The following is a 14026-nucleotide window of genomic DNA, read 5'->3' as shown; positions in this document are numbered from 1 at the left end:
TTTGTCTCCTGGTTTTTCTCGAGAGGGAAGGGTGTGGGTAAAAGGAATCGGAAGGACTCAGACGCCCAGCAGCTCGTTGAGCACCGGCATCTTCTCCTGCAGCTGGCTGGCCGCAAACTGCTCGACAATCTCGCCGTGCTCCATCACATAGAGCCGGTCTGCCAGCGGCGCGGCAAAGTGGAAGTTCTGCTCCACCATCACGATGGTGTAGCCCTTGGCCTTGAGCATGGTGATCATGCGCGCCAGCGCCTGCACGATCACGGGAGCCAGGCCCTCGGAGATCTCGTCGAGCAGCAGCAGGTTGGCGCCGGTGTGCAGGATGCGCGCCACCGCCAGCATCTGCTGCTCGCCGCCGGACAGGCGCGTGCCCGGGCTGTGCTTGCGCCGCTCCAGGTTGGGGAACATCTCGTAGATCTCCTTGGTGTGCATGGGCGGCTGCGGCTGCTTGCTGCGCACGCGCGGGGGCAGGTACAGGTTCTCCTCGCAGCTCAGGCTGGCGAAGATGCCGCGCTCCTCCGGACAATAGCCCACGCCCATGTGGGCGATGCGGTAGGTGGGCATGCGGATGGTCTCCACGCCATTGATCTTGATGGATCCGCGGCGCTTGCCGGCCATACCCATGATGGCGCGCAGCGTGGTGGTGCGCCCGGCGCCATTGCGGCCCAGCAGACTCACCACCTCGCCCTTGTTCACGGTGAGGTTCACGCCATGCAGGATGTGGGATTCGCCATACCAGGTATGCAGATCGCTGATCTCCAGCACCGGAGTGCCGGTGCTGGCCGCCTGTGTGGCCTGGGGTTCGAGAACGGCATGCATCAGTGGGCTCCTTGCAGTTCGGTGGCCGTGGTGCCCATGTAGGCCTCCATCACCTGCGGGTTCTGCGACACCTCGGCGTAGTTGCCCTCGGCGAGCACCTCGCCATGCGAGAGCACCGTGATGGTGTCGGCGATGGTGGAGACCACCTTCATGTTGTGCTCGACCATCATGATGGTGCGGCCGGCAGAGACCTGCTTGATCAGGTCGGTGACGTGACCCACGTCCTCGTGGCCCATGCCCTGGGTAGGTTCGTCAAGCAGCATGAGCTCGGGCTCCATGGCCAGGGTGGCGGCGATCTCCAGGGCGCGCTTGCGGCCGTAGGGCAGGTTGACGGCGAGCTCGTTGGCGAACTGCTCGAGCTTGACCTCGGCGAGCAGCTGCATGCAGCGCGCGTTGAGCTGGTCGAGCATCTTCTCGCTGCGCCAGAAGTGGAAGGACGCGCCGAGCCTGCGCTGCATGCCCAGGCGCACGTTCTGCAGCACGGTCATGTGGGGGAAGACGGCGGAGATCTGGAAGGAGCGCACGATGCCGTTGCGGGCGATGGTGGCGGGCTCGTCATGGGTGATGTCCTTGCCGTTGAAGAGGATCTGGCCGGAGGTGGGCTTGAGAAACTTGGTGAGCAGGTTGAAACAGGTGGTCTTGCCGGCGCCATTGGGGCCGATCAGGACGTGGATATTGCCGCGCTGGACCTTGAGATTGACGTTGTTGACGGCAACGAATCCCTTGAATTCCTTGGTCAGGTTTCTGGCTTCGAGAATAATATCGCTCATGGCTGCTTCGCTTGCGTTGAAGTGATGCAGTCTACGGGCAAAATCCGAACGGTCGGATCAAGGATTACCCTGACAGGTGGCTTGCCTGTTTAAAATCAAATTTATTAATATAAATCAATAAGATAGGTGATTTTTAACAAGTATTTTAGCAGCAGGAAAGGAGCGCTTCCTGACAAAAACGCAGGGCGCTCCAGCCCGCTGGATGCGGGTTGGGAACAATTAAGCCAAAGTGTATTTAAAGGCGCATGAAAGCCATTAATCCGGATATGGAAATATTCCGGGTGGGCCATGTGTGATTAATCACACGCCTGTCATGCGGGATTAATGCAATTGCGCTTGGCAATGACGGGATTATGCGCCGTAAAACCCGCGATACCAGTCCACAAACCGCTGCACCCCTTCAGTGACGGGTGTGGCGGGCTGATAGTCAAATTCCTGCACCAGTTCGCTCACATCGGCAAAGGTGTCGTGCAGGTCGCCGGGTTGCGGCGGCAGCAATTCCATCTCGGCTTTCCTGCCGATCGCCTGCTCCAGTGCGGCGATGTAGTCGAGCAGCACCACCGGCTGGTTGTTGCCGATGTTGTACACGCGCCAGGGCGCGCTGCTGCTGGCCGGGTCGGGATTCCGGCTGTCCCAGGCCGGATCGGGTGGAGCAGGGCGATCCAGCACGCGGATCACGCCTTCGACGATATCGTCGATATAGGTGAAGTCGCGCTTGTGCTGTCCGTAGCCGAATACCTTGATCGGCTCGCCCTGCAGGATGGCGCGCGTGAACTTGAACAGCGCCATGTCCGGCCGGCCCCAGGGACCATACACGGTAAAGAAGCGCAGGCCGGTGGTCGGAATCTGGAACAGGTTGCTGTACACATGCGCCATCAGTTCGTTCGACTTCTTGCTGGCAGCGTACAGGCTGAGCGGGTGGTTCACGCTCTGGTGCACCGAGTACGGCATGTCCGTGTTGGCGCCGTACACGCTGGAGCTGCTGGCATACACCAGATGCTCGCAACCGTGGTTGCGGCAACCCTCCAGAATGTGGGCAAAACCGAGCACATTGCTGTCGATATAGGCGAGCGGGTTGTCGATCGAGTAGCGCACACCGGCTTGCGCGCCCAGATTGGCCACGCGCTGCGGCTTGTGCGTGGCAAACACCTGCTCGACCGCCGCGCGGTCGGCCAGATCGATGCGGTAGTGCGTATAGCCCGGATGATCGGCGAACTGCGCCAGGCGGGCGTCCTTCAGGCGCGGATCGTAGTAATCGTTGTGGTTGTCGATGCCGACCACGCTGTCGCCACGCGCCAGCAGGCGCTGCGTCAGCGCCGCGCCAATGAATCCGGCCGAGCCGGTGACGAGAATCTTCATCACGCTATCTTAGAGGCAGCGAGCGGGATTTGGCGGTGCAGAGCGCGGCCGCTCCGGAAAAAATCCGCGAGCGGCCGGTTGGGATCAGGAGCGCTCCCTGGCGTCCTTGCGTTCCTTGGCGTCCTTGCGCTCCTGCCTGTCCTTGCGGGCATCGCGGTTCTGCACATCGCTGGCAATCACCTTGCCATCGGTAGCATCGACTCGCACCTCGACCACGCTCTTGTCGGGCGTGACCACGTCCACCTCGTAGTACGGCGCATCCTTGCCTTGCTCCAGTTCGGCCTTGATCACGCGGCCGTCCGGGTGCTGCAGTTGCGCTGAAGCGATGGCGTGCTGCAGCGTGATTTTGGAGGTGAGCAGTTCGTCGTAGCGATCGCCGGCGCGCTTGCCGTCCTGGCCTGCATAGGCAAATCCGCCTGTGGTGGCGATGGTGGCTGCAGCGAGCAGGGCGGCGATGGAAGTGTTGCGTTTCATGATGATGTTCCTTTTCGGGAGTTTGTCGCAGCACGATTGCTGTCGATGCCTCTATCATCGTCACGCAAGCTTAGGAATGCCTTAGCGTTCGCTGATGGAATGCTTAAGGTTCAAGGGGCCGCAGCAGCGGCCCCGCTCTATCGACTTGGTGCGTGTTGCTCAGTCGTTCCCGAACAGGTCGCGCGTGTAGATCTTGTGATTCACATCCGCCAGCTGCGGGCTGCGCCGGTTGGCGATGATCACGTCCGCCTCGCGCTTGAAGGCTTCCAGATCATTCACCACCCGCGAATTGAAGAAGTGCTCGTCGGTCAGCGCCGGCTCGTACACGATCACCTCGATGCCCTTGGCCTTGATGCGCTTCATGATGCCCTGGATGCTGGATGAGCGGAAGTTGTCCGATCCGGCCTTCATGATCAGGCGGAACACGCCGACCACGCGCGGGCGCAGGTTGATGATCTCGTCGGCGATGAAGTCCTTGCGCGTGGTGTTCGAATCGACGATGGCGCGGATCAGGTTTTGCGGCACTTCGCGGTAGTTGGCCAGCAACTGCTTGGTGTCCTTGGGCAGGCAGTAACCGCCATAGCCGAACGAGGGATTGTTGTAGTGCGTGCCGATGCGCGGATCCAGCCCCACGCCCTCGATGATCTGGCGCGTGTCCAGCCCGTGGATGGCGGCGTAGCTGTCCAGTTCGTTGAAGTAGGCCACGCGCATGGCCAGATAGGTGTTGGAAAACAGCTTGACCGCCTCGGCCTCGGTCGATCCGGTGAACAGCACCGGAATGTCCTGCTTCAACGCCCCTTGCTGCAGCAGTTGCGCAAATACGCGCGCCCGCTCCGACTGCTCGCCCACGATGATGCGCGAAGGGTGCAGGTTGTCGTACAGGGCCTTGCCCTCGCGCAGGAACTCGGGCGAGAAGATCAGGTTGTCGCACTGCATCTCGGCACGCATGCGCTCGGTATAGCCCACCGGCACCGTCGACTTGATCACCATCACCGCCTGCGGATTGATGGCCAGCACATCGCGGATCACCGCTTCCACCGAGCGCGTGTCGAAATAGCTGGTGTCGGGGTCGTAGTCGGTCGGCGTGGCGATGATGACGTAATCCGCACCTTCGTAGGCCTCGCGCTGGTCCAGCGTGGCACGCAGATTGAGCCGCTTGTGTGCGAGATAGTCCTCGATTTCCGCATCGGCAATCGGCGACTTGTGCGCGTTGATCAGGTCGACCTTGGCGGGAACGATATCCAGGGCGACGACTTCGTTGTGCTGGGCCAGCAGGATGGCATTGGACAGGCCGACGTAACCCGTGCCGGCGATTGCGATTTTCATGGAAGGAGCGCGTCAGGTTGCAGGATGAAAACTCGGTGGCACAGGCATGTGCCGCGAAACATCATAAATCCTTACCATTTCAGTTCGTCGGCGGCCTGCGGGCGCGCCAGAAAGGCCCGGGCCGTCGCCGTGGTCATCAGCGCCGCGCTGCCGCCGCGGTAGCGCTGGATGGCCAGCACCGGCACGCCATCGAGCTGGTGCATATCGCGCGTGTACAGCACGATGTGCGACTGCGGGTGCGCCGCCACCCAGCTGCGCACCGCTTCCTGTCCCTCGATCTGCACCAGCGGCTGCTCCAGCCGTCCGGCAAACTGGTATTGGTTGTGATAGAAGCCCATGTGCCCCACCTGGCCACCGGCATCCTGCACCTGCTTCACGGCACGGGCGACCGGGTGCATGTCATAGGAGTCGTACTGCGGACGCAGCACCGCCAGCTGGATGGCACTCGCCAGCGCCACGCCCAGCAGGGCCAGCGGCACCAGCGGCTTGGCGCTGCGGCGGCCCAGCGCATAGATCAGCACCGTCGCCAGCATCAGCGCCACCCCGGGCCAGGCCAGCACGGTGGCTTCATCCAGGTGGATACCCAGCTTCTCGGGCGCCAGCATCACGCCGCCCAGCACAAACACGAGCAACGCCGGCAGCCACAGCCCGCGCGCCTGTTCCACCTCGTCCAGCGCCCGCGCCGTCAGCAGGGCAAAGGCCGGGAAAATCGGGATCAGATAATGCGGCTGCTTGCCGCTGATGAAGGAAAACGCCAGCAGCACCGGCAGGCTCCAGGCAATGCAGAAACGCCCGCCACGGTCCAGCCGCTGGCGCAGATAGGGCAGGGTGGCGCGCCACAGTCCCGTCCAGAGGAACCACGGAAACAGCATCAGCGGCAGCAAGGGCAGATACCACCAGATCGGGCGACGGTGCGCGAACGATTCCACCATGCGGTTGGCCGTCTGGCCCCAGAAAATCGCGTTGCGGTATTCCTCGCCGCCCGAGTAGCCGGCCGGAATCGCCCAGGCCAGCGCAATGGCGGCACCGAGCAGAATCGACAAGCCAATGCCGCCCAGCCAGCGCCCCCAGCGCAGGCCGCGGTTCCACCACGGCGCCAGCAGTGCTGCGGGCAACACCTGCAGCAGGATCACCGGCCCCTTCGCCAGCACCCCCAGGCCAATGGCCAGCCCGAGCACGGCAAAGCCGCGCCGCGCCTGCCCGTCGGCCGCCATCACGATGCCGTGCATGCCGATCAGCGTGCACAACGCCATCAGGATGTCGAACATGGCCATGGTGGAAAAAATCATCCACAGCATGCCGCCCAGCAGCATCAGTACGGCCGGCCCTGCAATCCCGGGGCGCTGCGGCCACAGCCGGCGTGCCAGGCCCCAGGTCAGCAAGAGGCTGGCGGCTGAAGCCAGCGGCGATACCAGCCGCGGCCACCATTCATTCACGCCTCCGCTCAGCGCCCAGCCGAGCTGGAACAGCCACATCATCAGCGGCGGCTTGTGGTCGTAGGGCGCGCCGTTCTTGTAGGGCACCAGAAAGTCGCCGCGCAGCCACATCTCCCAGGCCACGCCCACATAGCGGGTTTCATCCAGCGGGGTGAGCGGACGGCTGAGCACCGCGACCAGCGTGAGCACGGCCAGCAAGGCCAGGGACAGCCACAGCAGGCGTTGCCGGGAGGGCGCCAGGGAACGCGCGGGGTCGGACATTCGGATTCTCCAGAAGACGCTGCCACTTGGCGCGGCGGCGCGGTGTTGCTGCATTGCAGCATGATGCACGCGCAATATACCAGCCGCCATCACCGTAGCAAGTTGAAACCGGCGCATGTCCTGACGGATGGCGGACGCTGGCATAAAATTCTAATCTTGTCTCAAGCATGGGCGCATGCAGCGTCCCCCTCACAATGACCCAAGTTACCGCCAGCCCGGCGCCTCACGCAGGTGTGCGTTTGTCCGTCGTGATTCCTTCCTACAACGAAGAGGAAAACGTCATTCCGCTGGCTGAAGAAGTCATCGCCACCCTGCGCGACCTGCCCGGCGGCTACGAGCTGATCCTGGTGGACGACGCCAGCACCGACAAGACGGCCAGCGTGATCCGCCAGCTCGAGGCGCAATATCCGACGGTGCGCGGCGTGTTCCACCGCGTCAATGCCGGCCAGAGCGCGGCGGTGGCCAGCGGCTTCCAGGCGGCGCGCGGCGAATGGGTCGGCACGCTAGACGGCGACGGCCAGAACGATCCGGCTGACCTGCCCGGCATGCTGGCGCTGGCCGAAAAACAGGGCGTGGACTGCGTCACCGGCGTGCGGGCCAAGCGCCAGGATACCTGGCTGCGCAAGTTCTCCTCGCGCGTGGCCAACGGCTACCGCAACTGGATCACCGGCGACAAGGTGAGCGACAGCGGCTGCGGTGTGCGCGTAGCCAAACGCAGCGCCTTGCGCGAAGTGCCGGTATTCAACGGCCTGCACCGCTTCCTGCCGACGCTGCTGCGCGGCCAGGGCTTTACCGTGATCGAAACCCCGGTGAATCACCGCGAGCGCATGCGGGGCGTATCCAAGTACGGCGTGCACAACCGCCTGTGGCGCGGCATCCGCGACTGCTTCGGCGTGCGCTGGTATCTGGCGCGCGCCGTGCGCTCCAACCGCCTGTAAACTGCGCCATTCATGCGCAACGAACACGAATCAGCCCTGGAAGAGGCGCTGGAGGATGTCCCTCCGGAGGAACTGGAACAGGTTGCCCACAACACCTCGCGCAAGCTGCTCACGCTGGTGGGCATTGGCGTGGTACTGTTCGCGCTGATCCAGTTCACCCCGCTCGGCCAGCAGCTGCGCGACTGGAACACGCTGGCCGGCATGTTCAAGGGCGGCGGCCTGCGCGCGGAGCTCTACTTCGTGCTGCTCAGCGGCTTTCTCATCATGGTGGGCGTGCCGCGCCTGCTGTTCTGTGCGCTGGCGGGATTTGCCTTCGGTTTCTGGCAGGGTCTGCTGTGGTCCACGCTGGGAAGCCTGCTGGGCTCCTTCGTCGCCTTCCGCGCGGCACGCTGGGGCGGGCGCGAGTGGCTGACCGAGCGCTTCGGCAAGAACCGCTTCTTCGGCCGCATCGTGCATGCCAAGCCCACCGTGGCTTCGGTCGTGCTGATCCGCATGCTGCCGGTGAGCAACGGCATCATCAACCTCGGGCTGGCGCTGAGCAAGGTGCGCAACCGCGCCTTCGTCATCGGCTCCGTCATCGGTTTCCTGCCGCAGGGCGTGGTCGCGGTGATCGTGGGCAGCGGCGTGGCGCAGGATGTGCCCTGGGCCGGGGCGGTGCAACTGGGCGTGGCGGCAGTGCTGCTGGCCGGCATCTGGTTCTGGACGTTGCGCAAGCACCGGACGATGGACAAGGACTGAAACGCCGCTCTCAGTCGCTGCGCAGCAGGTAGTCCACTACCTTCGGCACGCCGAGCGCGGCCCGTTCGGGAATCACCGTCAGGTCGTAGGCAGCAGCAGCCTGCAGCGACGGATTGGGGTCGATCAGATAGCCGTCGGCGTGTGGCGGAGCATAGGCGATCAGGCCGGCGGCCGGGTATACCTTGAGCGAGGTGCCCACCACCAGCACCACATCGGCTTCTGCCACCAGTTCCAGCGCCTGCTCGAGCGCAGGCACTTCCTCGCCAAACCAGACGATATGCGGGCGCATTGGTGCGCCCATCGGATCGGCATGGTCGGGCAACTGGTCGTGGTGCCAGTCGATGACGTAACCCGGATCGCGCGTGCTGCGCAGCTTGGTCAGCTCGCCATGCAGATGCAGCACCTGGCTGCTGCCGGCGCGCTCGTGCAGGTTGTCGACGTTCTGGGTGATGATCCGGACACGGTAGCGCCGCTCCAGTTCGGCCAGCGCAAAATGTGCGGCGTTGGGCTTGACCTGCTGCAGCTGGCGACGGCGGGCGTTGTAGAAGTCGAGAACGAGCCGGGGATTGGCCTGAAAGCCTTCAGGCGTCGCCACGTCCTGTACGCGGTGGCCTTCCCACAGGCCGCCGGCGTCGCGGAAGGTTTTCAGACCGCTGTCGGCGCTGATGCCGGCTCCGGTCAGGACCACGCAGGTTTTCATGAGGCAGTTCCATCGGATGCGCTAGGAACACACCAGAGTGGTGTTCTCGCGCCTTGGCGGAAGCGGTGAGATTCGAACTCACGGACCATTGCTGGTCGGCGGTTTTCAAGACCGCTGGATTAAACCACTCTCCCACGCTTCCGAACCTGTCATTGTACTGCGGGATTCCGTTTGCCAGACGGCGGGGTGGGTTCGCAGCTCAGGCGCGCAACTGGCCCTCGGTCAGCGAATCCAGCTGGAAACGCCCGCTGCGATCCCACAGCCAGGTGTCCACATAGCGTCCGCCGCCGCTGCCCGGAGGAGGAAAGGGCGAGGCGGCGCGCACCATGGTTTCGATTTCGCGCATCACTTCCGGAACATGGGTCGGCCCGCGCATCCAGCGCACCGAGCGTACCTGGCCATTGGCCGCCAGGTTCACCTCCAGCGTGCCTACGGCATACAGCATGGGTGGCAGCATGCCGCGGTAGATGCGATTGGCATAGCGGCCGTACAGGTGGCGCGCCGACTGGCGGCGAAAGGCCATGTCGGCCGCGCTGCGTGCCGCCGGACGGCCACCGAAACCGCAGCCCGCCAGAATGGCCGTTCCCAGCGCGCCGGCTGCAGCGGCCAGGCGCAACAGCATGCGGCGGGGGGGTGCGGATGCATCAGGAGTTGCAGGGATGTCACTTGGCAGCGGCATGGCGGACCTTTCTGGAGAAGAGGCAGGCAGCAAGACGGCATCGATGTCATTTTGCTGGACGGTCGATTCCTGCATGGTAGTCCGCATGCACAGCACGGCATGCGCGGTTGCACAATGAAACATGCCGGGCCTGAGCCCATGCCCGGCACATCTCGATCAAGGCATCGCCGAGGATGCTCGTGCGGCGGAAAATCTCAGGCGAGTCTGGGCTGGCTGATGCGTCGCTGCGCCATCTCTTCACCCCAGGCGCGCTGCTGCTCCTCGGGCACATCGGCGAACACGCGCGGATAGGCATCGTCTTCCTCGCAGGCAATGTGCGCGCGGTAGGCCTCGAGGAAGGGCGCTGCCACGGCACTGCCCAGCAAGGGGGCTGCATCGCCACCTTCCAGCAGCTCCAGCTCCGCGCGCAGCTTCTGCCACAGCTCCGCCATCGCCAGATGCTGCTGGTGCAAGGTGTCGGCCAGCTCCACCTGGCGGGCATCGCCGCTGGCCAGCATGCGCGGAAACAGGTGGCGCTCTTCGTCTTCGTGATGGTGCGGTCCGGCGATGTCGAAGTAGCGCAGGATGTCGCGCGCAGCCTGGCGCGCCTGCTCGTCGGCGCCATGGGTTGCCGCGTGGGCCTGCAGCCGTTCCAGCAGTGTGCACATGCGCAAAACGCGCTCATGGCAGGCCTGCAGCATGTGCAGTGGTTGTTCGAAGGTGGGGGCCAGCGCGGTGCGGCCCGGTTCAAGAATGGGGACAGTAGCCACGGTGTTTGCAGGTTCTTGCCAAAGATGCCCTATTGTGCGCTGCAGGATGCCAGCCGGGGCCGATGGCAGCACTTGCGGTGCGGGCATGCAGTGCCGAAAACTGCGACACGATCTGTCACAAAGCGTGCGTTTGCACCGACAATAGGCACTTTTCAGCAACCCTGCCTGCAAGGCAGGGAGCCCAGCCCGTCCGCGCAACCCATGCCCGCACCCCGACTGCAGCTTACCGACATCACCAAGCGCTATCCCGGCGTCACTGCCAACGAGTCCGTCTCCCTCACGGTACAGCCGGGCGAAATCCATGCCGTACTCGGCGAAAACGGCGCTGGAAAATCCACGCTGATGAAGATCATCTACGGTGCCGTGCAGGCCGACGAAGGCAGCATCGCCATCGATGGTCAGCCGGTGCGTGTGGAAACGCCGCAACAGGCGCGCGCGCTGGGCATCGCCATGGTGTTTCAGCATTTCAGCCTGTTCGACACCCTTACCGTCGCCGAAAACGTCTGGCTCGGCCTGGACCGCAGCCACAGCCTGGCGCAGGTCAGCGCCATGATCCGCGAGAAGGCCGCGACCTACGGCCTGCCGATCGATCCCGATCGCGCCGTGCACACACTGGGCGTGGGCGAACGCCAGCGCGTCGAGATCATCCGTGCCTTGCTGACCAACCCGCGCCTGCTGATCCTGGACGAGCCCACCTCGGTGCTGACGCCGCAGGCAGTGCAGGGTCTGTTCGAGGTGCTGCGGCGGCTGGCGTCCGAAGGCTGCAGCATTCTCTACATCAGCCACAAGCTGCACGAAATCCGCTCCCTGTGCACGGCCTGCACGGTGCTGCGCGGCGGCCGTGTCAGCGGCGAATGCAATCCGCAGCTGGAGAGCAACGCCTCCCTCAGCCGCATGATGATCGGGGCCGAGCCGCCGGCGCTGCGCAAACGCCCCAGCACGCCGGGCGGGCAGGTGCTGGAGGTCTATGGCCTGAGCCTGCCGAGCAGCCACCAGTTCGGTACCGAGCTGCAGGGTATCTCCTTCGAAGTGCGTGCGGGTGAGGTGGTGGGCATTGCCGGCGTGTCGGGCAACGGCCAGCATGAACTGCTGGCGGCGCTCGATGGCGAGGACCGGCGTGCCGCTCCCGGCATGGTGCGCCTGCACGGACAGGACGTGAGCCAGTGGGGCCCGCGCCGTCGCCGCGCTGCCGGCATGCATGTGGTGCCGGAAGAGCGCCTCGGACGCGGCGCCGTGCCCATGCTCGGGTTGGCACACAACCTGCTGCTGACGCGGCGCGAGGCGGTGGCACCGGGCGGCTGGATCCGCATGGGCCGGCTGCGTGCGCAGGCACAGGGCATCATCGAGCGCTTCGGCGTCAAGGCGGCCGGCGTGGATGTGCCTGCGCGGGCATTGTCCGGCGGCAATCTGCAGAAATACATCGTGGGACGCGAGATCGACGGCGGGCCGCAGCTGCTGATCCTGTCGCAGCCGACCTGGGGCGTGGACGTGGGCGCGCAGGCGCAGATCCATGCCGAGATCCTGGCCTTGCGCGACGCTGGCTGCGCGGTTCTGGTCGTGAGTGAGGAACTGGACGAATTGTTTGCATTGAGTGATCGCCTGCTGGTGCTGGCGCGCGGACGGCTGTCGCCGTCGATTCCGGCCAGCGAGGCCACGGTGGAGCAGCTGGGTGCCTGGATGAGCGGCCTGTGGGACGTGTCTCCGCTTGCCGCAGCGATGGAGGTGCCAGCATGAAGGCCTTGCAACTCGTGCCGCGCGCGCGGCCCTCGCGTTTCTGGAGCTACGCTTCGCCCGTGCTGGCGCTGGCCCTGACGGTGCTGATCGGCGTGCTGCTGTTCATCCTGCTGGGCAAGGATCCGGTGCAGGGCCTGAATGTGTTCTTTGTCGAGCCGCTCAAGAACGCCTATGCCATCGGCGAGCTGATGGTCAAGGCCACGCCGCTGCTGATCATCGCACTGGGCCTGGCGGTGTGCTTCCGCTCCAACGTCTGGAACATCGGGGCGGAAGGGCAGTTCATTCTCGGTGCCGTCACGGCCGGTGGCGTGGCGCTGATGGCCGATGCGCAGACCGGCCGCTGGATCGTGCTGGCCGTGCTGGCGGCCGGCGTGCTGGGCGGCATGGCCTGGGCCGGCATCGTGGCGCTGTTGCGCGACCGCTTCCATGCCAACGAAATCCTGGTCAGCCTGATGCTGGTCTACGTGGCCGAGCAGGTGCTGGGCTATCTGGTCTATGGTCCCTGGAAGGATCCCATGGGCTACAACTTCCCGCAGACGCGCATGTTCGAGGCCGTGACTGCGATTCCGCTCCTGATGGAAGGCTCGCGCGTGTCGGCGGGCCTGCTGATTGCGCTGCTGGGCGCCGGGCTGCTGTGGATTTTCCTGTTCCGCACCATTTCCGGCTTTGCCCAGCAGGTCGGCGGACTGGCTCCGGCTGCCGCACGCTTTGCCGGATTTTCCTCGCGTCGCGCGCTGTGGACGGCACTGCTGATTTCCGGCGGTGCCGCCGGCCTGGCCGGTGCCCTGGAAGTGGCCGGGCCGCTCGGCCAGCTGACGCCGCACGTGCCGGCGGGTTACGGTTTTGCCGCCATCATTGTCGCCTTTGTCGGGCGTCTGCATCCCTTCGGCATGGTGCTGTCGGCCATCCTCATGAGCATGTTCTATATCGGCGGAGAATTGGCGCAGTCGCGCCTGGGGCTGCCCAAGTCCATCACCGGCGTGTTCCAGGGGCTGCTGCTGTTCACGCTGCTGGCCTGCGATACCTGGATCCACTACCGCCTGCAGTGGCTGCGCCCGCAGGCTGCCGCGAAAGGAGGGGCGTGATGGAACAGTCCGCACTGCTCGTCGCTTCCATGCTCAGCGCCGGCACCGTGCTGGCACTGGCTTCGCTCGGTCTGCTGATCAATGAAAAGGCCGGGGTGGTCAACCTCGGTGCCGAAGGCATGATGCTGTGCGCCGCGCTGGCGGGCTTTGCCACCGTGGTGCATACCGGCAACGACTGGGTCGGCTTTGCCGCCGGCATGATTGCCGGCGGCCTGCTCGCCGCTGCGCTGGGCTATCTGGTGATCTGGCTCAATACCAACCAGTTTGCTACCGGACTGGCGCTGTCGCTGTTCGGCGCCGGCTTCTCGGCCTTTGCCGGCACCGGCTACGTGCAGGCCAGCCTGCCGGCGCGCGCCCAGCATGCCGTGCCGCTGCTGTCCGATCTGCCCTGGATCGGCACCGCGCTGTTCCGCCAGCATCCGGTGGTGTATCTGTCGGTGGCGCTGGCGTTCGGCCTGCTGTGGTTTTTCTACCGCACGCGCACCGGTCTGGTGGTGCGCAGCGTGGGCGAGGCGCCCGAATCGGCGCACGCACTGGGCTATCCGGTGCGCCGCATCCGCCTGGCTGCCATCGTCGCCGGCGGCATGCTGTGTGGGCTGGCCGGGGCATTCCTGTCGGTCGTCTACACGCCGCTGTGGGTGGAAGGCATGGTCGCCGGCAAGGGCTGGATCGCGCTGGCGCTCACCACCTTCGCCACCTGGCGTCCGCTGCGCGTGCTGCTGGGCGCCTGGCTGTTTGGCGGCGTTACCATGCTGCAGTTCTGGCTGCAGAGCCAGGGCGTGGACATGCCCAGCCAGCTGCTCACCATGTTGCCCTATGTCGCCACCATCGTCGTGCTGGCGCTGATCTCGCGCAATCCGACATGGATTCGCATTAATATGCCGGCAGCACTCGGCAAGCCGTTCCATCCGGGCGGCTGAAGGCCGCACCGCAGGGGCGGCCGCCCCAGAATCACCCACTA

The 14026-nt window shown here is 64.9% G+C and carries 14 protein-coding genes and 1 tRNA gene; 5 read left to right on the top strand and 10 right to left on the bottom strand.

Annotated features, from left to right (window positions below; genetic code table 11):
* Positions 1 to 57: 57 nt before the first annotated feature.
* The 6 genes from ACX36O_RS08635 to ACX36O_RS08610 all read right to left on the bottom strand — a co-directional run bounded on the left by ACX36O_RS08635 (position 58) and on the right by ACX36O_RS08610 (position 6442).
* Positions 58 to 816, bottom strand: a complete 759-nt coding sequence (locus ACX36O_RS08635) for an ABC transporter ATP-binding protein (RefSeq protein WP_213361057.1) — start codon at positions 814 to 816, stop codon at positions 58 to 60.
* Positions 816 to 1586 carry an ABC transporter ATP-binding protein gene (locus tag ACX36O_RS08630; RefSeq protein ID WP_213361055.1) on the bottom strand — a complete coding sequence of 257 codons (771 nt, stop codon included), beginning with the start codon at positions 1584 to 1586 and terminating at the stop codon, positions 816 to 818. Before ACX36O_RS08630 ends, ACX36O_RS08635 begins: the two co-directional genes overlap by 1 nt.
* 351 nt (positions 1587 to 1937) lie before the next feature.
* Positions 1938 to 2945, bottom strand: coding sequence for an NAD-dependent epimerase (locus ACX36O_RS08625; RefSeq protein ID WP_213361053.1), 1008 nt, complete (start codon positions 2943 to 2945; stop codon positions 1938 to 1940).
* An 84-nt stretch (positions 2946 to 3029) separates the two neighbouring features.
* Positions 3030 to 3419 (bottom strand): PepSY domain-containing protein, encoded by a 390-nt coding sequence (locus ACX36O_RS08620; RefSeq protein WP_371686726.1) that lies wholly within the window; start codon positions 3417 to 3419, stop codon positions 3030 to 3032.
* 159 nt (positions 3420 to 3578) lie between these two features.
* Positions 3579 to 4745 carry a nucleotide sugar dehydrogenase gene (locus ACX36O_RS08615; protein ID WP_488359660.1) on the bottom strand — a complete coding sequence of 389 codons (1167 nt, stop codon included), beginning with the start codon at positions 4743 to 4745 and terminating at the stop codon, positions 3579 to 3581.
* 71 nt (positions 4746 to 4816) lie between these two features.
* Positions 4817 to 6442, bottom strand: coding sequence for an ArnT family glycosyltransferase (locus tag ACX36O_RS08610; RefSeq protein WP_488359659.1), 1626 nt, complete (start codon positions 6440 to 6442; stop codon positions 4817 to 4819).
* A gap of 194 nt (positions 6443 to 6636) precedes the next feature.
* On the opposite strand from ACX36O_RS08610, the gene ACX36O_RS08605 reads away from it, so the two are divergent.
* On the top strand, positions 6637 to 7380 hold the full coding sequence (locus ACX36O_RS08605; protein ID WP_213361049.1) for a glycosyltransferase family 2 protein: 744 nt from the start codon (positions 6637 to 6639) through the stop codon (positions 7378 to 7380).
* Between the two features lie 12 nt (positions 7381 to 7392).
* Positions 7393 to 8118 (top strand): TVP38/TMEM64 family protein, encoded by a 726-nt coding sequence (locus ACX36O_RS08600; protein WP_213361048.1) that lies wholly within the window; start codon positions 7393 to 7395, stop codon positions 8116 to 8118.
* 10 nt (positions 8119 to 8128) lie between these two features.
* On the opposite strand, the gene ACX36O_RS08595 is transcribed toward ACX36O_RS08600, so the two are convergent.
* The 4 genes from ACX36O_RS08595 to ACX36O_RS08580 form a co-directional block, all read right to left on the bottom strand.
* Positions 8129 to 8818, bottom strand: coding sequence for an SIR2 family NAD-dependent protein deacylase (locus ACX36O_RS08595; protein ID WP_213361047.1), 690 nt, complete (start codon positions 8816 to 8818; stop codon positions 8129 to 8131).
* Between the two features lie 54 nt (positions 8819 to 8872).
* A tRNA-Ser gene (locus ACX36O_RS08590) sits at positions 8873 to 8960 on the bottom strand.
* A gap of 57 nt (positions 8961 to 9017) precedes the next feature.
* A complete protein-coding gene (locus ACX36O_RS08585; protein WP_250131019.1) occupies positions 9018 to 9497 on the bottom strand; it encodes a hypothetical protein in 480 nt (159 codons plus the stop codon).
* Positions 9498 to 9691: 194 nt separating this feature from the next.
* On the bottom strand, positions 9692 to 10246 hold the full coding sequence (locus ACX36O_RS08580) for a hemerythrin domain-containing protein (protein WP_250131018.1): 555 nt from the start codon (positions 10244 to 10246) through the stop codon (positions 9692 to 9694).
* Positions 10247 to 10447: 201 nt separating this feature from the next.
* Here ACX36O_RS08580 and ACX36O_RS08575 point away from each other — a divergent pair, with 201 nt between their 5' ends.
* The 3 genes from ACX36O_RS08575 to ACX36O_RS08565 are packed head-to-tail and all read left to right on the top strand — an operon-like array spanning position 10448 to position 13985.
* Entirely contained in the window at positions 10448 to 11980 is a 1533-nt protein-coding gene (locus ACX36O_RS08575; RefSeq protein ID WP_488359658.1) for an ABC transporter ATP-binding protein, read from the top strand.
* Positions 11977 to 13065: an ABC transporter permease gene (locus tag ACX36O_RS08570; RefSeq protein ID WP_213361024.1), complete on the top strand. Its 1089-nt coding sequence runs from the start codon at positions 11977 to 11979 to the stop codon at positions 13063 to 13065. Before ACX36O_RS08575 ends, ACX36O_RS08570 begins: the two co-directional genes overlap by 4 nt.
* Positions 13065 to 13985 carry an ABC transporter permease gene (locus ACX36O_RS08565; RefSeq protein ID WP_213361023.1) on the top strand — a complete coding sequence of 307 codons (921 nt, stop codon included), beginning with the start codon at positions 13065 to 13067 and terminating at the stop codon, positions 13983 to 13985. Before ACX36O_RS08570 ends, ACX36O_RS08565 begins: the two co-directional genes overlap by 1 nt.
* Positions 13986 to 14026 lie beyond the last annotated feature (41 nt).

The organism is Brachymonas sp. KE5 (genome assembly GCF_057773645.1).
Note: the sequence above shows the minus strand (reverse complement) of the source record. Positions and strands in the feature narration are given on the sequence as shown.